Raw genomic sequence first — 18,987 nt, 5'->3', positions numbered from 1 at the left:
TACCGCCGCCCGAGCGGGACGTGCTTCGATCAGACCGGAGTGCCCCAGGTGTCCTGGCAGATCGCGTTGTACCAGCCGACGGCGTACTCGGCTTCCAGGGCACGAGTGGTATCGGGGGCATCCAGCGGGCTTAGCCCTCCGGCTCCCTCCACCTCGGCGATGACGCCATCGCGCACGCGATAAACCCCGGCCACCGAGATGCCATACTCGGGACCCACCAGGCTGTAGCAGGTATTGGTCCAGTAGGCCTCGGGCGCTGGGCGCGACTCCAGGGAGGCGGCAATGGCCGCTGCCACCACCTTGGCCTGGGCATTGGCACAGAAGCCGGACTTGGGCATAGGGGCTGCGACGCTGGCATCGCCAATCACATAGATGTGCTCGGCCTGCTGCGACTCGAAGGTATCCGGCTTGACCGGTACCCAGCCGGAGTCGTCGGTCACACCGGCACGTTCGGCAATCCAGCCGGCCTTTTGCGGTGGAATCACGTTGAGCACGTCGGCCTGGTGGACGGTGCCGAATTCGGTTTCCACTTCCAGGCGGTCGGCGTCGACCCGGGTCACACGGCCGTCACCAGATAATCCTACCCATTCGATGCGATCGCCGTAGAGCCGCTCCCAGCCTTCCATGAACAGGCCCTGCTTGGAGAAGTTGTCCTTGGCATCGAGGATCAGCACCTTCGACTTCGGCTTGTACTGAGCCAGATAGTTGGCCACCAGGCTGGCGCGCTCATAGGGGCCGGGTGGGCAGCGGAAAGGGTTGGCCGGGGCGACCATGACGAAGGTGCCGCCGTCCTCCATGGCTTCCAGCTGGGCGCGCAGAAGCTCCGTCTGGGTACCGGCCTTCCAGGCGTGGGGCGCCTTCTCGGCGGCTGGCTCGTCGTAGCCTTCCAGCGCGTTCCAGCGAATGTCGATGCCCGGTGAGAGAACCAGCCGGTCGTACTCCAGCTCACGCCCCGTGGAGAGTCGCACCGTCCGGGCGGCGGCATCGATGTCCTCGGCCATGGCATGAATCACGCGCACGCCATAGCGATCCTGCAGCTCATCGTAGCCATGAGCAATGTCGTGCATGCTGCGCAGGCCGCCCAGGTGCAGGTTGCTGAAGGGGCAGGTGTAGAAGGTTTCGGCCGGCTCGACCAGAATCACCTCGATGGCCGGGTTGGTCCGTTTGAGATATTTGGCTGCGGTGGCACCGCCAAAGCCGCCGCCTATCACGACGACCTGTCCGGCATGTTGGCCGCCGATGGCAAAGGGTGTGACGCCCCCGACCAGGGGCAGCAACGAGGCAGCACCCAGGCCCTTGATCAGTTGCCGGCGGTTGAGGCCGGGACGTGAAGAATGCTGTGTCATGGCGTGCCTCTCACTGCTGCGGTTCTTGTTCTGATTCCGGAGCGTCGTCTTCATCCGGATCGATGGCGGCAAAATGCCCCGCCAATGCGGCTAGCTCCTCGTCCGTGAAGCCTTTGGCGATACGATCCATGATGGTGGCATCGGTCGTTTCGTTGTGCTTGAAAGCGAGCAGCCGGGCTTCCAGCACGGCCGCCGGGCGGCCGGCGAGGGTTGGCACACTGCCCACCAGGCGGCCATCGGTGCCGTGGCAGTTGGCGCAGGCACTTGCCATGAGATTGACTTGCTCGGAAGAGAAGGGCTCTTCAGCCAGCCCCGGTGAGGCGACACCCGTGAATAGCAGCAAACCGAACAGTGGCATGCCTGCCAGGCGAATGAACCGTTTCATCGTCAGGCTCCCTGGTGCGTTTTCGTTGTTGGGTAATGTTCGATATTAGTAGTATGCAGGGAGGCCCTGAAGTAACGCTTCGGTATCCTCTTATACCCGAATATGCCTCCCGCAAGAGTTCTTATTCCCTACGAGCCATCCAGGCCACGGCTTACCACTCAGGCCATGGCGGAAACAGGGTGAGAAACAGCGACGCATGATTGCCTCGAGTTGTCGCTGCGTTGACAACTTCGCTCGGCACGCTTGTGCACGGTCAACTACAGTAAAGCTGTATGAACAACAAGACGTCGTCCGGACCTCCCGGCCGGAAAGATGCTCACATCGTCCTTCCCATGGCGACCAACGGGGTACAACAATGAATGCAGCCACAAGAAGCGCCGGACAACCCTCCGCACCCAACGTCAAGATCACCATCAACCCTGTCGGCATGGACAGGCCCCGGGCCTGGCTGGCAGCCGGATTCGAGGACTTCCGTCGGGCCACGGCGGTCAGTCTCGCCTATGGCATGTTCTGGGTTGGCTTGAGCATCGCCATCACGGCCGGTGCCATCATGCTCGACCTATGGCACTGGCTATTGCCGCTGATCGCGGGCTTCATGTTCATGGGACCCCTGGTGGCGGTTGGCTCCTACGGTATCAGTCGTGCCCTGGAGGAGAACCGCGCCCCCCACCTGGGCGACGCCTTCGGCGCCTGGCGCCCGCATGCGGGGCAGCTGGCGATGATGGGCGTGATGATGATGATCTTCTTCCTGGCCTGGATTCGCCTGGCTACGCTGCTGTTCGCGCTCTTCTTCGGCTTCGAGGCGCCGGGAGCGGCGGAACTCTACGCTTCGCTGTTGACCACCCCGGACGGGCTCGGCCTGATTGCCGTGGGTACCGCGGTAGGCGCCGTGCTGGCGTTCGGTGCCTTTGCCATCAGTGTGGTCGCCATCCCGACGCTGATGGACCAGGACCTGACCTTCATGGAGGGTATCGAAGCCAGCGTGCGTACCGTGGCGCGCAACTTTCGTCCGATGCTGCTGTGGGCCGTCATCCTGACCGGCTGCGTACTGATCGGTGTACTGACCTTCTACATTGGCCTGGCCTTGATCCTGCCGGTGCTGGGACATGCCAGCTGGCACGCCTATGAGGACCTGGTACGCTGCGAGCCGGTGGAGAAGATGGCCTCCTGACGTCGGGAGTCGAGAGTGGCCGGCAGGGAGGTGTTTCCCTGCCGGCCACTCGAAGTGTTGGCGGGATCTACCTGAACTTTTATTGGCTTTCGCGTACGCTTGGTCCTTTCAGGTGATTACGGAAGCTAAGATGTTCCCACTACGGTCATGCCGCGCAGTCTCGCTCAGCCTGCTTCTCTTCCTCCTCGCGACCCTGCCGCCCGTGATGGCTGCGTCGCTGCCGCCTCCCGAGGGAGACGTTCTGCTGCGGGTGACGGGCAACATCGAGCATCCTAACGTCGGCGACGAGCTGCATCTCGATCGTGAAATGCTGATGTCGCTTTCGCCTCGGGTGATCGAGACGAGCACACCTTGGACGGAGGGGGTCGGGCGCTTCGAAGGACCGCTGCTGCGTGCCGTGCTGGAGGCGGCCGGTGCTCAGGGTGAACACGTGCGGGTTCGGGCGCTGAATGAGTACGAATTCGAGGTGCCGGTAGTGGACTTCCACGACTATGACGTCATCCTGGCCATGACGCGTGACGGCGAGCCCATTGCCGTGCGCGACCTGGGGCCAATGTTCGTGCTTTACCCCTTCGATGAACATCCGGAACTGCTCAACGAGACCATTCGTCATCGCTCGGTCTGGCACGTGGGCGCGCTGCATGTGCCATGACGCTTCGCGACAGCGAATTCGAGGTATGAGGCGCTGAGCATGCTGCGTTATCCGCTGCGCTTGAAGCTGGGGGCGATAGCGGCCCTGCTGTTCTTAACCGCCGCCCTGGTGGTGGTGGGACTGGCCGCCTGGCGCCAGGAGGAGCTCCACCACAGTGTGACCGGCGATGCTGCCTGGCACGCCTACAAGCTCGACCGTGACATCATCCAGTTGCGCAGCGACCTGGCGTGGCAAACCGGCAATGCCCGGTCCCTCGAAGCGCTGAAGCTGCGCTTCGATCTGATCTACAGCCGTATCAACCTGCTGCAGCGAGGCGACGTCAACCAGCTCCTGGCGAAAGTGCCCCTGGCCAGCCGGCTTTTTCCGGACCTGATAGTGTTGATGGACGATATCGACATCCTGCTCGACGAAATCGTGCAGCTGGGAGAGGGCGAGCGCCTGGTGCTGTCCGATCGCCTGGAGCGGGTCGGAGGATTGACCGAACAGCTGATCATCGCCATCAACGGCCACCTTGCCGAAGCGGCGACCCGGGATCGGGAAGTGCTGCAGACCCTTTATGCCGTGCTGCTGGCCCTGATCCTGGCCATGAGTCTGGCCGCCATGCTGGTGGCCGCCTTTCTCGTGCGCGAGGCGCGCGACAACGCCGAAGCCCGCCGTTCGCTGGAATCGCTCAGTCGCGAGCTGCAGGCCACCGCGCAACGGGCCGAGGCTGCCAGCCAGTCGAAGTCGGAGTTCCTGGCAACGGTCAGCCATGAGATCCGCACGCCGCTCAACGGGGTCATCGGCATGAGCGACCTGCTTCTGGATCAGCCGATCGATCCGCAATCGCATGAATACGCCCGTACGCTGCACGTCAGTGCCGCGCGCCTGCTGGAGTTGATCAACGACATTCTCGATTTCTCCAAGATCGAGTCGGGCAAGCTGGAGCTCGAGCGGCGCCCGCTGCGCTTGGCGACGTTGATCGGCGACGCCTGCCGGCTCTTCACCCCGCGTGCCCAGGCCAAGGGGCTCGAGCTGGTGGCCCATGTGTCGTCGTCGTTGCCCGAGCAGCTCATGGGGGACCCCGCACGGCTGCGGCAGGTGCTACTCAACCTGCTCTCCAATGCCATCAAATTCACCGAGCATGGCGAAGTGCGCGTCGAGGCGACGCTGAGCACCGAAGGACGGTTGAACCTGGCGGTCTGCGACACCGGCCCCGGTATCGCCGAGGACCAGCAGGACTGGCTCTTCGAGCCGTTTCGCCAGGGCGATGCCTCGACGGCGAGACGCTATGGCGGGACGGGACTGGGGCTTGCCATCAGCCGACGCCTGACCGAGGCCATGGGCGGTACCATCGGCGTCGATAGTCAGCCCGGCCAGGGGAGCCGCTTCTGGATCGAGTTGCCACTGGAGTCGACGCATAGCGAACACGAGCCGGAACTACTCGAGCCGCCGGTGCCGGAAACCGCCGTGGGCGGCAGGGTACTGCTGGTCGAGGACAACCCGATCAACCAGCAAGTGGCGGTGGCGATGCTGGAGCGACATGGCTGCGAAGTCGCCGTCGCCGACAGCGGGAGCAAGGCGCTGCAGCTCGCTGAGCGGGAAAGCTTCGACATGGTCTTCATGGATGTCCAGATGCCTGGCATGGACGGCTTGGAAACTACGCGCCGCTTGCGGCAGGCTGGCGGCCGAAGCGCCCGGATACCGGTCGTGGCGATGACGGCGGGCGGCCCTGGAGCGGAGCGGGAGCGCTGCCTGGCCGCCGGCATGACCGACTACCTGGTGAAGCCGTTGCGTCGACGTGAACTGGCGGCCGTGTTGCGGCATGGTCTGGCTGGCGCAGCCCGGCCCGCAGAGGCTGGTACGGATGCGGTTGAGGAGAGTCCGGGCGACATCGTGGATGAGAGGGTACTGGACGAGTTGCTGGAGTCGCTTGGGGAGAAAACGCTCGCCGGACTGTTTGCCGTACACCGCGAGCAGTTGCAACAGCATGCCGAGAACCTGCAGCTGGCGCTGGAGCAGGATGACATAGCTTCGCTGGCGGCTGGTGCGCATCGCCTCAAGGGCGAGTCGGGAAGCCTCGGCGGACGTCGGCTAGCCGGCATTGCCGAGCGCCTGGAGCGTTTTGCGCGCAGTGAACGGCGCGACGAAGCGGCTCTCGAACTCCGGCTCCTGCAGGCCAGCATTCCCGTGACGATCGAGGCGATGGAAGCGTGGCTGGAAGACCGCTAGAAGCCGCCTGGGCCGGCCTCTAGCGGATATTGCCAGGCCGTACGCCGTGATGCCGCGTGCAACGGCTCCGGCGTAGCACCGTAAGCATTGCCTTCTAGGCCTCGGGCTCGATCCGATAGAGGCCGCCATCGCTCTCGTCGGTGAGTACGTAGAGCAGGCCGTCCGGTCCTTGACGCACGTCGCGGATGCGGCCCAGCTCGTTCTCGAGCAGCACTTCCTCGTGTGCGATTTCCTCTCCCTCCAGTACCAGGCGATGAAGGCGTTCGGCATACAGGGCGCCGACGAACAGGTTGCCTTGCCAGGCAGCGAACTCGTCGCCGGTATAGAAGGCCAGTCCCGACGGGGCCAGGGTGTCGTACCACACGTGTACCGGGGGAGTGACGCCGGGCGCCTCCTCGCCGATGCCGATGAATTCGTCGGTGGAGTATTCGCGGCCGAAGGCAACCTGTGGCCAGCCGTGGTTGTTGCCGGCCTCGGCGATATAGAGCTGTTCGCCACCGCCCGAGGGGCCGTGATCGATGGCCCACAGTGCCCCGGTGTCGGGGTGCAGCGCCAACCCTTGGTTGTTGCGGTGACCGTAGGAGAAGATCTCGGGGCGAAGGTTGCCGGGCTCCACGCCGATGAAGGGATTCTCTTCATGGGCGCCGCCATCCTCGTTGAGACGAATGATCGAACCGCCCGGATCGGTGAGATCCTGGGACGGATAGCGGATGCCACGATCGCCGATCGAGAACATCACGCTGCCATCACCGGGAAAGACGATGCGCGAGCCGTAGTGGCGACCGGGAGCGGTGCGCGGTACTTGGGCGTAGAGTGTCTCGAGATCGGTGAGTTCGCTGCCGTCGTCGCTCAGGCGGGCGCGGGCCAGTGCCGTGCCGGTGCCGTACTCCTCGTCGCCCATCACCGAATCGTCGTCGCCGGGACTGGAATAGGTAAAGTAGATCCAGCCGTTGTTCGCGTAATCGGGATGCACGGCGACATCCAGCAGGCCGCCCTGGTTGCCACCTTGGGGAGCAGTGAGCTGATCTTCGTCGGCGTCGATCCTGGGCAGGTTGCCGACCTCGGTCACTTCGTCGCCGTCCACCAGGTAGAGCTGACCGGGGCGGGCCGTAATCAACATTCTTTCATCATCCAGCCAGGTCACGGCCCAGGGATGCTCGATACCGCTCACCAATCGGGTGACGCGTAGTGTTGCCTCCTCACTTTCCACTCCTGAGGCCACTTCTTCATGGGTGGCCTGAACCTCGGCATGGGCGAGGCCGCTATAGCTCAGGCCGGTGGCCATGGCGAGAGTAAGGGCGGAAAGCGGGGAAGAGAAAGGGTAGGATGAGACAGGGGTCCATTAAGCTGCATATCGCGTTGCTCCTTGCAGGCGCACCTTGCAGGCAAAGTGAGGGAAGGCGTCCGTAACGCTAGTCCCTCATCAACGTAGAAAAGCCTCGAGATTGTCACAAGGCTCGGTCGATGTTGGGCAAGCAGAGCCAGCACGACTTCCTTGCTGGCTCCAACGAACGAGCCGAACTCCCCCAAAGTACTGCCTCCTGGCAGGGCATCGAATGATTTACTGGACCTGAGTCGCCGGCATGTCGTACGGCTGCTCATCGATCCGACCATCCCACCAGGAGACTCGCCATGTGGACCAAGCCCAGCTTTCGTGATCTGCGCCTCGGCTTCGAGGTCACGCTCTATATCGCCAACCGCTGACCGACTGCCACGGATGGAGCCGGCAACGGCTCCATCCGTCGGTATCAGGAGGGCACCATGCAGGTATTGATACTCGGTTCGGCGGCCGGGGGCGGTTTCCCCCAGTGGAACTGCAACTGTCGCAATTGTCATGACGTGCGGCGGGGGCGCGCCGGCCTCGTGGCGAGAACCCAGTCGTCGATAGCGGTGAGCATGGATGGTGAGCGCTGGCTGCTGTGCAACGCTTCGCCCGACATTCGCGCTCAGCTTGGTGCCTCTCCGGCGCTCTTTCCCAGGCGTGGCCTGCGCCACACCGGCATTGCCGAGGTGCTGCTGGTGGATGCCCAGATCGATCACGTCAGCGGGCTGCTGTCATTGCGTGAGGGTTGCCCGCTCGATGTCTGGTGCACGCCCAGCGTGCATGAGGACCTCTCCAGCGGCTTTCCGCTGTTTCCCATGCTGCGCCACTGGAACGGTGGGCTCAACTGGCGCGAGATCCCGCTGGCAGGTGAGCGTGAGCGCTGTACCTTCCAGGTGCCGAGCTGCCCAGGGCTCGAGATCACTGCGCTCTCGCTGAGCTCCAATGCACCGCCTTATTCTCCGCGCCGTGGCGCACCGACCGTCGGCGATAACCTGGGGCTGCTGCTGCGCGACACGCTGACGGGAGGCACGCTGTTCTACGGGCCCGGTCTGGGCGAGCCGAGCGATGCGGCGCGGGAGCTGATGCAGCAGGCCGATTGCGTGCTGGTGGATGGCACGCTGTGGCACGACGACGAGATGGTGCGCCTTGGTATCGGCCATGCCACCGGACGCGAGATGGGCCATCTGGCGCTGGCCGGGGAGAGCGGCATGATCGCCGAACTCGATGCATTGCCAGAGACGACGCAGTGCATTCTCATCCATATCAACAACACCAATCCGGTACTGGACGAAACCTCAGCCGAGCGCGCCGTTCTGGACCGGCACGGCATCGAAGTGGCCTTCGACGGCATGCGGCTCACTCTGTAGCCGCTTGGCGAACCGGCGGCACACCGCTGAACAGCAACAACAAAAGAATAAAAGAGGTCGATATGAACGCCGTGCACACACCGCTTACGGTTGCACTCACGCCCGAGGCCTTTCGTGAGGCCCTGATGGCCAAGGGCGCCTATTACCATATTCACCACCCTTATCAGGTCGACATGGCCGAAGGGCGCGCCACGCCGGAGCAGATCCGTGGTTGGGTGGCCAACCGCTTCTACTACCAGGTGATGATCCCGCAGAAGGACGCCGCGCTGCTGGCCAACTGCCCGGACGCCGCCACCCGCCGCCGCTGGATCCAACGCCTGCTCGACCACGACGGTCGCGATGATGACGCAGGCGGCATCGAGGCCTGGCTGACCCTGGGCGAGGCGGTGGGGCTGACCCGCGACGAACTGTGGGCCCAGGAGCACGTGCTGCCCGGTGTGCGCTTCGCCGTCGACGCCTACGTCAACTTCGTGCGCCGGGCGAGCTGGCAGGAGGCGGCGATCTCGTCGCTCACCGAGCTGTTCGCGCCCCTGGCGCACCAGAGCCGGCTCGACACCTGGCCGGGCCACTACCCCTGGATCGACGAGGCCGGCTACGGCTACTTCCGCAAGCGCCTGAAGGAGGCGCGGCGCGATGTCGAGCACGGCCTGGAGGTGGCCCTCACGGTGTGTACCACCGTGGAAACCCAGCAGCGCGCCCTCGATATCCTGCAGTTCAAGCTCGACGTGCTGTGGAGCATGCTCGATGCCATGACCCTGGCTTATCAGCTCGACCGGCCGCCTTATCACAGTGTGACCGACCGGGCCGTATTTCATCGGGGGTTGGCATGAGCCCGCAGACGGTGCCGGCGCTGCGCCCCGGCTGGCGGCTGCAGTGGGAGGAGGTCCAGGGCCGTCACGTGCTGCTCTATCCCGAGGGCATGGTGCAGCTCAACGAGAGTGCCGGCGCCATCTTGGCGCTGATCGATGGCCAGCGCCGCCAGGCGGATATCGTCGCGATGCTGGAGGCGCGCTTTCCCGAGGCTAGCGGCATCGGTGACGATGTGGCGGAGTTTCTCGACGAAGCGCAGCGGCAAGGCTGGCTGGTAGCGGTGACGCCATGAGCGAGCGGCATGGTGTCGAAGCGATCGGTGCCCCCCTGTGGCTGCTGGCCGAGCTGACCTATCGCTGCCCGCTGCAGTGCCCCTACTGTTCCAACCCACTCGACTTTGCCCGCTACCGCGACGAACTCGACACCGATGCGTGGATCGACGTGCTGCGTCAGGCGCGGGCCATGGGCGCGGTGCAGCTTGGCTTCTCGGGCGGCGAACCGCTGGTGCGGCGCGACCTGGAGACTCTGGTCGCCGAGGCGAGGCGGCTTGGCTTCTACACCAACCTGATCACCTCCGGCGTGGGGCTGGATGGTGCCCGGATCGAGGCGTTGCGCGAGGCGGGGCTGGATCACATCCAGATCAGCCTGCAGGCGGCGGATCCCGAGATGGCTGCCGCCGTGGCCGGCTCGGCCAAGGCTCATGCCGCCAAGCTGGCCATGGCCCGGGCGGTCAAGGCGGCCGGCTATCCCATGGTGCTCAACGTGGTCCTGCACCGCCACAACATCGACGACGTCGATCGACTGATCGCCCTGTGCGACGAGCTGGGCGCGGATGCGGTGGAACTGGCTAGCTGCCAGTACTACGGCTGGGCCAGACTCAACCGTGCCGGGCTGCTGCCGAGCCGGGCCCAGGTCGAACGTGCCGAGGAGGTGACGCAGCAGTGGCGCCAGCGTCTTGCCGCGCGCGGGCGGGAGATGCGGCTGCTGTTCGTGGTGCCCGACTACTACGCCGAGCGCCCCAAGGCGTGCATGGGCGGCTGGGGGGCGATCTTCCTCACCGTAGCGCCGGACGGCGCCGTGCTGCCGTGTCACAGTGCGCGCGAGCTGCCGATGAGCTTTCCCCGCGTGGGCGACCGCTCGCTGGAGGATATCTGGTACGCCAGCGAGGCCTTCAACCGCTTCCGTGGCGACGCCTGGATGCGCGAACCCTGCCGTGGTTGCAGCGAGCGCCACCAGGATCACGCCGGCTGTCGTTGCCAGGCGTACCTGTTGACCGGCGATCCGGCGGCGACCGACCCGGTGTGCAGCAAGTCGCCGAAGCGCGAGCTGATCGAGCTGGCCCGGGCCGAGGCCGGAGACAAGCCCGAAGGGCGGGGCATCGAGGCGCTGGTATCCCGGCAGTCGAGGAATTCGCGCACTTTCCGGCGCGGCTGAGAGGGTACACGACCAAGGGCGAAGGGCACCGCATCGGAGCAGCTCTTACCATGACCATAATGCGCCCGCGCTAGGCGACGATATAACAAGACACCGCTGATCTCGGCCGTACCTCGCTACCGGTCAGCGTCGAGCGGGAGAACCTGCATGGCATCCAGTATCACCGAGCTGCGCAAGTTCGTGGCTCCCGAGATCATCTTCGGTGACGGCGCGCGTCGCGCCGTGGCCAACTACGTGGCCACCTTCGGTGCCGAGCGGGTGCTGCTGGTGTCGGACCCCGGCGTCGTTCTCGCCGGCTGGGTCGAGGAGGTGGAGACGGACCTGGCGGCCCAGGGCATCGTCTGCCAGCGCTTCACCTCGGTGTCGCCCAACCCGCGCGCCGAGGAGGTGATGGAGGGGGCCATGGTGTACCGCGAGATGGGTGCCCAGGCCATCGTGGCGATCGGCGGCGGCAGCCCCATGGACTGCGCCAAGGGCATCGGCATCGTCGTCGCCCACGACGGCCACATCATCGACTTCGAGGGCGTCGATACCCTGCGGGTGCCGATTCCGCCGCTGATCTTCGTGCCCACCACGGCGGGCACCTCGGCGGACATCTCCCAGTTCGCGATCATTTCCGATCAGCAGCGGCGCATGAAATTCTCCATCGTCAGCAAGTCGGTGGTGCCGGACGTCTCGCTGATCGACCCCCAGGTCACCCTGACCATGAGTCCCTTCCTCACGGCCTGCACCGGCGTCGACGCGCTGGTACATGCCATCGAAGCCTTCGTCTCCACCGGCAGCGGGCCGCTCACCGATGCCCATGCCCTGGAGGCGATGCGACTGATCAACGGACATCTGGTGGCGCTGGTACAGGCCCCCACGACCTGGAGCTGCGTTCCCAGGTGATGCTGGGCAGCATGCAGGCGGGGCTGGCGTTCTCCAACGCCATCCTGGGGCGGTACATGCCATGTCGCACAGTCTCGGCGGCTTTCTCGATCTGCCCCATGGCTTGTGCAACTCGCTGCTGCTGGAGCATGTGGTGGCCTACAACTTCGAGGCCGCACCGGAGCGCTTTACCCGCATCGCCGAAACCCTGGGCATCGACTGCCGCGGCCTGAACCACGGGCAGGTGAAGGTCCGCCTGCTCGATCACCTGATCGAACTCAAGCGTGCCGTGGGCCTGACCGGCACCCTCGGCAGGGTCGGCGTCAGCACCAGCGACGTGCCGTTCCTGGCGCGCCACGCGCTGGAGGATCCCTGCATCCTGACCAATCCGCGGCGCTCCGGCCCGCGCGACGTCCAGGTGGTGTACGAGGAGGCGCTGTGACGCCGGCAGGTGGCCGATGAAGAAGGTGACCGACCCCGACGGTTATTCGGTCAGCCAACTGCTGGGCCTTGGCCAGCAGTCGGCGCGCAAGAGCTATTACCCCGAACTGACGGCGCGCATGGCCGAACTCGAGGCCGAGCGCAACCGCTACAAGTGGCTGTTCGAGAATGCCCTGCACGGCATCTTCCAGGCCTCGCTGGGCGGGCGTCTGCTGGCCGCCAATCCGGCCCTGGCAGCGATGCTGGGCGATGCCGACGTGGCTGCCACGCTGGAGCGCTGTGCCTCGATCGAGGCACTGTTCGCCGAACCCGGGGAGGCGCAGCGGGTGGCGGCCCTGTTGCATGAACGGGGCCATCTGCAGGGGTTCACCACCTGGCTTGCCGGCAGCGACGGCAGGCGGGTGCCGGTGGCTCTGACCCTGCTGCGCAAGCCGGATCAGGGCGAGGAGATCCTGGTCGAGGGTTTCGTTGCCGACATCACCGAGCGCGAGCGCGCGCGACAGGAACTGCTGGCGCTCAATGCCCGACTCGAGGCCAGGGTGCGCGAGCGTACCCAGCGCCTGGAACAGCTCAATGCCGACCTGGCCGGGGAGGTGGCCGAACGTCGCTTGATCGAGGAGCAACTGCGTGCGGCGCGCGATCTGGCCCAGGAGGCCAACCGCAGCAAGGATCGCTACCTGGCGGCGGCCAGCCACGACCTGTTGCAGCCGCTAAACGCCGCCCGCCTGCTGGTCTCCACCCTGCGCGAGCGCAAGTTCGATGCCGACACCAGCCGGCTGGTCGACACCATCCATCTCTCCCTGGAGGGTGCCGAGGAGCTGCTGACCGACCTGTTGGACATTGCCCGGCTCGATCAGGAACGTATCCAGCCACAGCGCGAGTGTTTCTCGCTTTCGCGCATGCTGTGCGGGCTGGTGGCCGAATATGCCCCGCGCGCCCAGCGCAAGGCGCTGCGCTTTCGCTGCGTGGAGAGTTCGCTATGCGTCGACAGCGACTTTCGGCTGCTCGGCCGGGTGCTGCGTAATCTGCTTTCCAATGCCTGTCGCTACACCGAGTCGGGCAGCGTGTTGCTGGCGTGCGGCGCAGGGGCGACGCCGTCTCCATCGAGGTGCACGACAGCGGTCCTGGCATTCCCGCCGATCAGCTCCAGGCGATCTTCGAGGAGTACCACCAGCTCAATGCCGAACGGGCTCGCAATCGCCAGGGCGTGGGGCTGGGCCTGGCAATCGTCGAGCGGATCTGCCAGCGCCTGGACATGGCGATAGAAGTGACGTCCAGGCCGGGCCGCGGTTCGCGTTTTGCCGTGCGGGTGCCGATCGGCCAGCCTTCTCCCGCCCTGGAGGCAGCGAGCGTGACGGCGTTGCCCGAGAGTCCGTTGCAGGGCCGGCGCATGCTGGTGGTGGACAACGACAGTCGTATCCTGCTGGGCATGCAGGCGCTGCTCGAGCAGTGGGGCATGGAGTGCCATACCGCCCACGATCTTGACGAGGCGCTGGCCCAGGGGCTCGCCGCGCCCGACGTACTGCTGGTGGACCTGCACTTGGATGCAGGAGAAACGGGCGATCGCTTGGTGGAGAAACTGCGCCGACACTGGCGACAGCCAACGCTGCCGGCGGTAGTGATCACCGCGGACCGCTCCGAGGAGTGGCGGCGAAGCCTGGCCGGGCTCGACCTCCCGCTGTTGCACAAGCCGGTGCGGCCGGGCAAGCTGCGCGCCGTATTGAGCCAGCTGCTCGGTCGCGAGTCGCGCTGAGAGGTCTACGACCTTGGTCCTATCTCCTGATCTGGGCTTCGACACTCAAGTGCTATGTTGCTGCCCTGCATCAAGGCATAGACTGAAAGCGAGTATCTGGATTGCGAGAGGCCTGACATGCAATTGCCGCTAGCGGTGCCGCAGGAGAGTGGCGCAGTCGCACTGGATGGACCGCTGTGGGTGGCGCAGACCTCCGCCAGCGATCCCGAGCAGGCCGCCCAGTACCTGGCCAGCCAGTTGCTCAACCCCTACCTGGAAGGCGTGCTGTTCTTCTGTTCCGCCGAATACGATCTGCCGGCCCTGGCGGCGGCGCTGGAGGCCCACCTGGGGGGCGTCAAGCTGTGCGGCTGCACCACGGCGGGTGAGCTGGGCGTCGAGGGCTACTCGCGCGGCTCCATCGTGGCGGTAGGCTTCGATCGCCGTGCCTTTGCCCTCGACTACCGGCTGATCCGCGAGCTGGACCGCTTCACCCTGCTCGACGCCCAGCGCATCACCGACCAGTTGATGGAACATTGCACCCGTTCGGGGGTGGCGCCGCTCAAGGGCCACACCTTCGCCATGACCCTGCTCGACGGCCTCTCGGCCTGCGAGGAGCTGGTGCTGCTGACCCTGACCTCGGTATTGGCCGGCATCCCCCACTTCGGTGGCAGCGCCGGTGATGACAACCGCCTGACCGGTACCCACGTCTACGGCGAAGGGGCCTTCCATGATCGCGCCGCCGTGGTGCTGATGGTCAACACCGAGCTGGATTTCGAGGTGCTCTCGACCCATCACCTGCGCCCGCGCGGCGAGAAGCTGGTCGTCACCGCCGCCGATCGCGAGCGTCGCCGGGTGCTGGAACTCAATGCCGAGCCCGCCGCATTGGAGTATGCGCGCTTGGTGGGCTGCCCGGTGGAGGCGCTCAGCCCCGAGCTGTTCGCCCGCCATCCGCTGGCGGTCAGGCTCCACGACAAGACCTACGTACGCGCCATCCAGGGCGTCAATCCCGACCTCAGCCTGAGCTTCTACTGTGCGGTGGAGACCGGCATCGTACTCACCGCCATGCAGAGCAGCGACCTGCTGGCGGATCTCGGACGCGAGATCGATACTATCGCCGAACGCCTGGGGCCCGCCGAGTGCATCATCGGCTGCGACTGCTTCCTGCGCCGCCTCGAACTCGAGCAGGACGGGCTGCAAGCGGCCGCCAAGGCGTTCTACCGGCGCGAGCGCATCCTCGGTTTCAACACCTACGGCGAACACTGCAGCGGTCTGCACCTCAACCAGACCTTCAGCGGCGTGTTCATCGGGCAGGCCCGCCGTGGCCACTGAGCGCGAACGCGAGCTGGAGCGCCAGGTCGCCAAGCTCCAGCGCATCAACGCGGCGCTGATCGAGCGCGTCGAATCGAGCAACCTGCCGCGCACCGCACCCTATGCCGCCTTCGAGCATGCCGCGTTGCTCGCCGAGCAGGTGCGCGAACGCACCCGTGCGCTCAACCAGACCCTGCACGAGCTGCGCGCCAGCAACCGTCTGCTGGGCGAGGCACGCGAGCGTGCCGAGCAGGCCAACCAGTATCTGGTCGATGCCATCGAAAGCATTACCGATGCCTTCGTACTGTTCGATGCCGAGCAGCGCATCCAGCGCTACAACAGCCGCTTCGCTGAGTTCTGGCGCCCGGCCGGCATCGAGGTGCGGGCCGGCATGACGCTAGAGGAGCTGCGCCGGCTGGCGCTCAGCTCGGGGCTGGTGGTCAGCGAGCAGCTCAAGCAGCGCCAGGGGCGCACCGTCTACCAGCTTCACGACGGGCGCTGGGTGCAGGTCAACCAGCGGCCGATACGCGGCGGCGGGCGGGTGTTCCTCTACGTCGACATCACCGAACTCAAGCGCTACGAGCATGCCCAGCGCGAACACGCCCTGGCCCAGAAGTCGCGCCTGCTGCAGGCCACCCTGGACAGCCTCTCCCAGGGCGTGGCGGTGATCACGCGCCACGGCCAACTGGAGATGCACAACCAGCGCTTCTCGCAGCTCACCGGGCTCGAGGGTCTGGCGCTGCCGGTGGCATTGGCCGAGCTGGGGGCGGCGAGCGAGCTGGTCGATCCCGCCGATGCCCAGGCCGTGCTGCCGGCCTGCGAGCGTCGCCTCAGCGATGGCCGCGTGGTCGAGGTGCGCGGTCATCCCATGCCGGGCGGCGGTCAGGTGCTCACCTATACCGACATCACCGAGCGCATTCGCCAGGCCGAGGTGCTGGCCGAACGGGAGCGCTGGATCCGCACCATCACCGACCAGGTGCCGGCGATGATCGCCTACCTGGATCGCGAGCTGCGCTACGTGTTCACCAACCGGGTCTACGAGGAGTGGTACGGCTGGCCCCACGACCTGCTGCTGGGCTCCTCGCTCAGCGACCTGCACTCGGCGGAGCATTGCGCACGCCTGATGCCCTATCTGAAGCGGGTGCTGGCGGGGAGCGCATCAGCTTCGAGCTGCCCGAGCAGAATGCCGGTGGCGAGCACCGCGTGTTGCTGCGCGCCTACGTGCCGCATCGCGACAACGACGGCAGCGTGATCGGTTTCTTCGTGCTCATTCGCGACATCACCGAGCAGCGGCGCACCTCCGAGGCGCTGCATCACGCCTACCAGAACCTCGAGCAGCGAGTCCGTGAGCGCACTGTGGAGCTGACCCGGGTCAATGCCCAACTGCGCGAGGAGATCGAGGAGCGCCTGGCCGCCGAATGCCAGCTGCGCGAGGCCAAGACCGAGGCCGAGGCGGCCAATCTCTCCAAGACCAAGTTTCTGGCGGCGGTGAGCCACGACCTGCTGCAGCCGCTCAATGCGGCGCGGCTGTTCGTCGGCGCGTTGGTGGAGCAGGAGATGTCGGCCGCCAACCTGGAATTGATCCAGCAGGTGGGGCACTCACTGAAGGACGTGGAGACCTTGCTCGGTACCCTGGTGGACATCTCCAAGCTGGACGCGGGGGTGGTCACGCCCGAGATCGCCCCCTTCGCCATCCGCGACCTGCTCGATGGCCTGGCGCGCGAATATCGCCAGGTGGCTGCCAGCGAAGGGCTGGAATTTCACTATGTGGCCTCGTCGGCGCTGGTCAGCAGCGATGCCTCGCTGCTCGCCCGGGTAATGCGCAACCTGCTGAGCAACGCCGTGCGCTACACCCCCAGCGGGCGCCTGCTGCTCGGCTGTCGGCGCCGTCGCGAGGGGCTCGAGATCCAGGTGCTGGATACCGGCTGCGGTATCGCCGAGGAGGAGCGTGAACTCATTTTTCAGGAGTTCCGACGCCTGCCGGCGGCGGTCCACGCCCGCGATCGCGGCCTGGGCCTCGGCCTCTCCATCGTCGACAAGATCTCGCGCATGCTGCGCCAGCCGGTGCGGGTGCGCTCGCAGGTCGGACGGGGCACGCTGTTCGGCATTACGCTGCCCTATGCCGAACGGCTCCAGGCCGGCGAGCCCCGGGCGGCCGTTTCCTGCGGTGCCGGCCGCGAACTCGCCGGCCGGCGCCTGTGGGTGGTCGACAACGATCCCGCCATCTGCCTGGCCATGCGCCACCTGCTCGAGCGCTGGGGCTGCCGGGTGGTGGTGGCCGAGAGCGAGGAGCGCCTGGCAGAACGGGTCAGCCTGGCCCGCGACGACACCGACGCGCTGATCGTCGATTACCACCTGGACCATGAGCGCAGCGGCGTGGTGCTGGCGGAGCGCATCAACGCCCAGCGTGAAACGCCGCTGCCGGTGCTGGTGATCACCGCCGACCACAGCCGCGAACTGCGCCAACGGGTTCGCGAGCTGGGCTTCCAGCTGCTCAACAAGCCGGTCAAGCCGCTGCGGCTGAGGACCACGCTGCAGCAGCTGCTGGCCGATGCGCCGCTGGAAGCCGACGCCGAAGCCGCTCAGGGCTTGCGCAGGTAGCGGCTGAAGTCGATATCGCTGGCCGAGAGAATCGCCTGTACCCGGTTGCTGACACCCAGCTTGCGCAGGATCGCCGAGACATGGGCCTTCACCGTGGTCTCGGCGATGTTGAGGTTGTAGGCGATCATCTTGTTGGACTCCCCGCGGGTCATGTGCTCGAGCACCTGCAACTGCTTGCGGGTCAGTGTCTCGAGCTGTTCCGCGGTGATGGTGCGCTCGCTGGGCTCCTGGGGGCGGGTGCTGCCGGCGCGCATGATCTCGGAGGGCAGGTAGATGTTGCCCTCGAGTATCTGGGCGATGGCCTTGATCAGCTGCTCCTTGGGCGAGGACTTGGTGAGAAAGCCTACCGCGCCGCAGGAGACCGCCTGCAGCATCACGTTCTTGTCCTCCTCGGCGGAGATGATCGCCACCGGAATGGTAGGGGCCTCGTTGCGCAGCTGGATCAGTCCGGTCAGGCCGCTCATGCCGGGCATGTTGAGATCGAGCAGGATCAGGTCGAGGTCCTCTTCGTCGACGGTCACGGCCAGCGTCGCCTCGAGGTTTTCCGTCTCCAGCAGCTCGCTGCCGGGAAAGCCGTCGCCGACCACGCGCGAAATGGCATCGCGGAACAGCGGATGGTCGTCGGCGATCAGGATTCGATAGGTGGGGGCGTGCTCTTCCATCTTGTTATTGTCCTCGTGGCAGAGCCTCGGCGGGCTCGAAATGATAAGCGGCAAAAGGCGGTGGGCGAGGGGTGACGACCTCCAGCGGCAGGCCGGCGGCTTCCCAGCTGTCGATCCCATTACGATACCAGTAAAGTCGTTGAAACCCCGCCTCGGCCAGGCGCTTGACGACGTTCCACGAGAGCCAGCAGTCGGAGCGGCAGAGCACCACGACGGGATGGCTCGTATCGCCGCCGCTGGCGCTTGTGACCGTATCGAGCAAATAGCCCACCCAGTCGTGCCGGCTGTAGTACCAGTCGTCGTCGAGCTGGCCGAGCCCGGTATTGGGCAGCCACAGCGCCCCCGGTATCGAACGGTGCGGTTCGGTCTGCAGGAAGCGGCCGTCACGGAAGGTGAGATTGATCACATCGATCGCCAGCGCCGGTGGCGTCGCGCCCAGCAGGGCGCGTACCTCCTCGGTATCCACCGTGACGGCCCCGGGCGCCGCCTCGGGCGTCGGGCTGCGGTAGCGGTCGATGCGATAACCGCGTTCCGAGAACAGCAGCGCATCGCCCGGTGGCGCTGCGACGGCGGCCGAGCCGAGAGCCGCCAGGAACATGACGAGCAGATGGCGTGGTGCGATCCTCATGCGCAGAAATTCCGTGGCCTCATGTCGCTATGGGACCGCCTTTTGGCG

18 protein-coding genes and 2 pseudogenes are annotated in these 18,987 nt (G+C 65.9%); 15 read left to right on the top strand and 5 right to left on the bottom strand.

Translation table 11 applies throughout. The annotated features are described in order from the left end of the window. Nucleotides 1–29: 29 nt before the first annotated feature. Nucleotides 30–1,346 (bottom strand): NAD(P)/FAD-dependent oxidoreductase, encoded by a 1,317-nt coding sequence (locus tag EKK97_RS18230; protein ID WP_159554051.1) that lies wholly within the window; start codon nucleotides 1,344–1,346, stop codon nucleotides 30–32. 10 nt (nucleotides 1,347–1,356) lie between these two features. Next, entirely contained in the window at nucleotides 1,357–1,731 is a 375-nt protein-coding gene (locus tag EKK97_RS18225) for a c-type cytochrome (RefSeq protein WP_159554049.1), read from the bottom strand. A 355-nt stretch (nucleotides 1,732–2,086) separates the two neighbouring features. Here EKK97_RS18225 and EKK97_RS18220 point away from each other — a divergent pair, with 355 nt between their 5' ends. The 3 genes from EKK97_RS18220 (at nucleotide 2,087) to EKK97_RS18210 (ending at nucleotide 5,765) form a co-directional block, all read left to right on the top strand. Beyond that, a complete protein-coding gene (locus tag EKK97_RS18220) occupies nucleotides 2,087–2,902 on the top strand; it encodes a DUF2189 domain-containing protein (protein WP_159554047.1) in 816 nt (271 codons plus the stop codon). 130 nt (nucleotides 2,903–3,032) lie between these two features. Further along, nucleotides 3,033–3,554, top strand: a complete 522-nt coding sequence (locus EKK97_RS18215) for a putative pterin-binding protein (RefSeq protein WP_159554045.1) — start codon at nucleotides 3,033–3,035, stop codon at nucleotides 3,552–3,554. A gap of 39 nt (nucleotides 3,555–3,593) precedes the next feature. Beyond that, complete coding sequence (locus EKK97_RS18210) at nucleotides 3,594–5,765, top strand: ATP-binding protein (RefSeq protein ID WP_159554043.1); 2,172 nt, start codon at nucleotides 3,594–3,596, stop codon at nucleotides 5,763–5,765. 94 nt (nucleotides 5,766–5,859) lie between these two features. Here the strand turns inward: EKK97_RS18210 and EKK97_RS18205 are convergent, their stop codons facing one another. Further along, entirely contained in the window at nucleotides 5,860–7,050 is a 1,191-nt protein-coding gene (locus EKK97_RS18205) for a PQQ-dependent sugar dehydrogenase (RefSeq protein WP_159554041.1), read from the bottom strand. Nucleotides 7,051–7,397: 347 nt separating this feature from the next. Between EKK97_RS18205 and pqqA the strand changes: the two genes are divergently transcribed. From pqqA to EKK97_RS24995, 12 genes and pseudogenes are all read left to right on the top strand, one after another. Then, the gene (gene pqqA / locus EKK97_RS18200; RefSeq protein WP_010627037.1) at nucleotides 7,398–7,469 is read left to right on the top strand and encodes a pyrroloquinoline quinone precursor peptide PqqA; all 72 of its coding nucleotides are present in this window, start codon (nucleotides 7,398–7,400) and stop codon (nucleotides 7,467–7,469) included. A gap of 57 nt (nucleotides 7,470–7,526) precedes the next feature. Then, complete coding sequence (gene pqqB / locus EKK97_RS18195) at nucleotides 7,527–8,456, top strand: pyrroloquinoline quinone biosynthesis protein PqqB (protein WP_159554039.1); 930 nt, start codon at nucleotides 7,527–7,529, stop codon at nucleotides 8,454–8,456. A gap of 62 nt (nucleotides 8,457–8,518) precedes the next feature. Then, on the top strand, nucleotides 8,519–9,286 hold the full coding sequence (gene pqqC, locus EKK97_RS18190; protein WP_159554037.1) for a pyrroloquinoline-quinone synthase PqqC: 768 nt from the start codon (nucleotides 8,519–8,521) through the stop codon (nucleotides 9,284–9,286). Beyond that, nucleotides 9,283–9,558 carry a pyrroloquinoline quinone biosynthesis peptide chaperone PqqD gene (gene pqqD / locus EKK97_RS18185; RefSeq protein ID WP_159554035.1) on the top strand — a complete coding sequence of 92 codons (276 nt, stop codon included), beginning with the start codon at nucleotides 9,283–9,285 and terminating at the stop codon, nucleotides 9,556–9,558. Before pqqC ends, pqqD begins: the two co-directional genes overlap by 4 nt. After that, complete coding sequence (gene pqqE, locus EKK97_RS18180) at nucleotides 9,555–10,700, top strand: pyrroloquinoline quinone biosynthesis protein PqqE (RefSeq protein WP_159554033.1); 1,146 nt, start codon at nucleotides 9,555–9,557, stop codon at nucleotides 10,698–10,700. Before pqqD ends, pqqE begins: the two co-directional genes overlap by 4 nt. A 147-nt stretch (nucleotides 10,701–10,847) precedes the next feature. After that, nucleotides 10,848–11,588: an iron-containing alcohol dehydrogenase gene (locus EKK97_RS25510; protein ID WP_277987319.1), complete on the top strand. Its 741-nt coding sequence runs from the start codon at nucleotides 10,848–10,850 to the stop codon at nucleotides 11,586–11,588. A 61-nt stretch (nucleotides 11,589–11,649) separates the two neighbouring features. After that, on the top strand, nucleotides 11,650–12,009 hold the full coding sequence (locus tag EKK97_RS25505) for a dehydroquinate synthase/iron-containing alcohol dehydrogenase family protein (RefSeq protein ID WP_277987318.1): 360 nt from the start codon (nucleotides 11,650–11,652) through the stop codon (nucleotides 12,007–12,009). A 16-nt stretch (nucleotides 12,010–12,025) separates the two neighbouring features. Beyond that, nucleotides 12,026–12,808, top strand: a pseudogene (locus EKK97_RS25010) (PAS domain S-box protein); the annotation flags it as partial. A 275-nt stretch (nucleotides 12,809–13,083) separates the two neighbouring features. Continuing rightward, nucleotides 13,084–13,761 (top strand): ATP-binding response regulator, encoded by a 678-nt coding sequence (locus tag EKK97_RS25005; RefSeq protein WP_236551284.1) that lies wholly within the window; start codon nucleotides 13,084–13,086, stop codon nucleotides 13,759–13,761. A 117-nt stretch (nucleotides 13,762–13,878) separates the two neighbouring features. After that, a complete protein-coding gene (nosP, locus tag EKK97_RS18165; RefSeq protein ID WP_159554031.1) occupies nucleotides 13,879–15,069 on the top strand; it encodes a nitric oxide-sensing protein NosP in 1,191 nt (396 codons plus the stop codon). Next, nucleotides 15,059–16,284, top strand: a pseudogene (locus EKK97_RS25000) (PAS-domain containing protein); the annotation flags it as partial. The gene nosP and the pseudogene EKK97_RS25000, both read left to right, overlap by 11 nt. Then, nucleotides 16,258–17,649 (top strand): ATP-binding response regulator, encoded by a 1,392-nt coding sequence (locus EKK97_RS24995; protein WP_422673577.1) that lies wholly within the window; start codon nucleotides 16,258–16,260, stop codon nucleotides 17,647–17,649. The pseudogene EKK97_RS25000 and the gene EKK97_RS24995, both read left to right, overlap by 27 nt. On the opposite strand, the gene EKK97_RS18155 is transcribed toward EKK97_RS24995, so the two are convergent. Both EKK97_RS18155 and EKK97_RS18150 read right to left on the bottom strand, forming a co-directional pair. After that, the gene (locus EKK97_RS18155) at nucleotides 17,631–18,311 is read right to left on the bottom strand and encodes a response regulator (protein ID WP_159554029.1); all 681 of its coding nucleotides are present in this window, start codon (nucleotides 18,309–18,311) and stop codon (nucleotides 17,631–17,633) included. The genes EKK97_RS24995 and EKK97_RS18155 overlap by 19 nt on opposite strands. A gap of 4 nt (nucleotides 18,312–18,315) precedes the next feature. After that, nucleotides 18,316–18,939 carry a rhodanese-like domain-containing protein gene (locus EKK97_RS18150; protein WP_159554027.1) on the bottom strand — a complete coding sequence of 208 codons (624 nt, stop codon included), beginning with the start codon at nucleotides 18,937–18,939 and terminating at the stop codon, nucleotides 18,316–18,318. Between the last annotated feature and the right edge of the window lie 48 nt (nucleotides 18,940–18,987).

The sequence above is a fragment of the Billgrantia tianxiuensis genome, from assembly GCF_009834345.1.
GTDB lineage: Bacteria > Pseudomonadota > Gammaproteobacteria > Pseudomonadales > Halomonadaceae > Halomonas > Halomonas tianxiuensis.
Note: the sequence above shows the minus strand (reverse complement) of the source record. Positions and strands in the feature narration are given on the sequence as shown.

Bases quoted from the DNA above. Each gene is read 5' to 3' on its own strand.
- pqqD (WP_159554035.1), top strand. From the start codon at position 9,283: ATGAGCCCGCAGACGGTGCCGGCGCTGCGCCCCGGCTGGCGGCTGCAG.
- EKK97_RS18155 (WP_159554029.1), bottom strand. From the start codon at position 18,311: ATGGAAGAGCACGCCCCCACCTATCGAATCCTGATCGCCGACGACCAT.
- EKK97_RS18150 (WP_159554027.1), bottom strand. From the start codon at position 18,939: ATGAGGATCGCACCACGCCATCTGCTCGTCATGTTCCTGGCGGCTCTC.
- pqqC (WP_159554037.1), top strand. From the start codon at position 8,519: ATGAACGCCGTGCACACACCGCTTACGGTTGCACTCACGCCCGAGGCC.
- pqqB (WP_159554039.1), top strand. From the start codon at position 7,527: ATGCAGGTATTGATACTCGGTTCGGCGGCCGGGGGCGGTTTCCCCCAG.
- EKK97_RS25505 (WP_277987318.1), top strand. From the start codon at position 11,650: ATGTCGCACAGTCTCGGCGGCTTTCTCGATCTGCCCCATGGCTTGTGC.
- EKK97_RS18215 (WP_159554045.1), top strand. From the start codon at position 3,033: ATGTTCCCACTACGGTCATGCCGCGCAGTCTCGCTCAGCCTGCTTCTC.
- EKK97_RS18230 (WP_159554051.1), bottom strand. From the start codon at position 1,346: ATGACACAGCATTCTTCACGTCCCGGCCTCAACCGCCGGCAACTGATC.
- EKK97_RS18225 (WP_159554049.1), bottom strand. From the start codon at position 1,731: ATGAAACGGTTCATTCGCCTGGCAGGCATGCCACTGTTCGGTTTGCTG.
- EKK97_RS25510 (WP_277987319.1), top strand. From the start codon at position 10,848: ATGGCATCCAGTATCACCGAGCTGCGCAAGTTCGTGGCTCCCGAGATC.
- nosP (WP_159554031.1), top strand. From the start codon at position 13,879: ATGCAATTGCCGCTAGCGGTGCCGCAGGAGAGTGGCGCAGTCGCACTG.
- EKK97_RS18220 (WP_159554047.1), top strand. From the start codon at position 2,087: ATGAATGCAGCCACAAGAAGCGCCGGACAACCCTCCGCACCCAACGTC.
- EKK97_RS18210 (WP_159554043.1), top strand. From the start codon at position 3,594: ATGCTGCGTTATCCGCTGCGCTTGAAGCTGGGGGCGATAGCGGCCCTG.
- pqqE (WP_159554033.1), top strand. From the start codon at position 9,555: ATGAGCGAGCGGCATGGTGTCGAAGCGATCGGTGCCCCCCTGTGGCTG.
- EKK97_RS18205 (WP_159554041.1), bottom strand. From the start codon at position 7,050: ATGGCCACCGGCCTGAGCTATAGCGGCCTCGCCCATGCCGAGGTTCAG.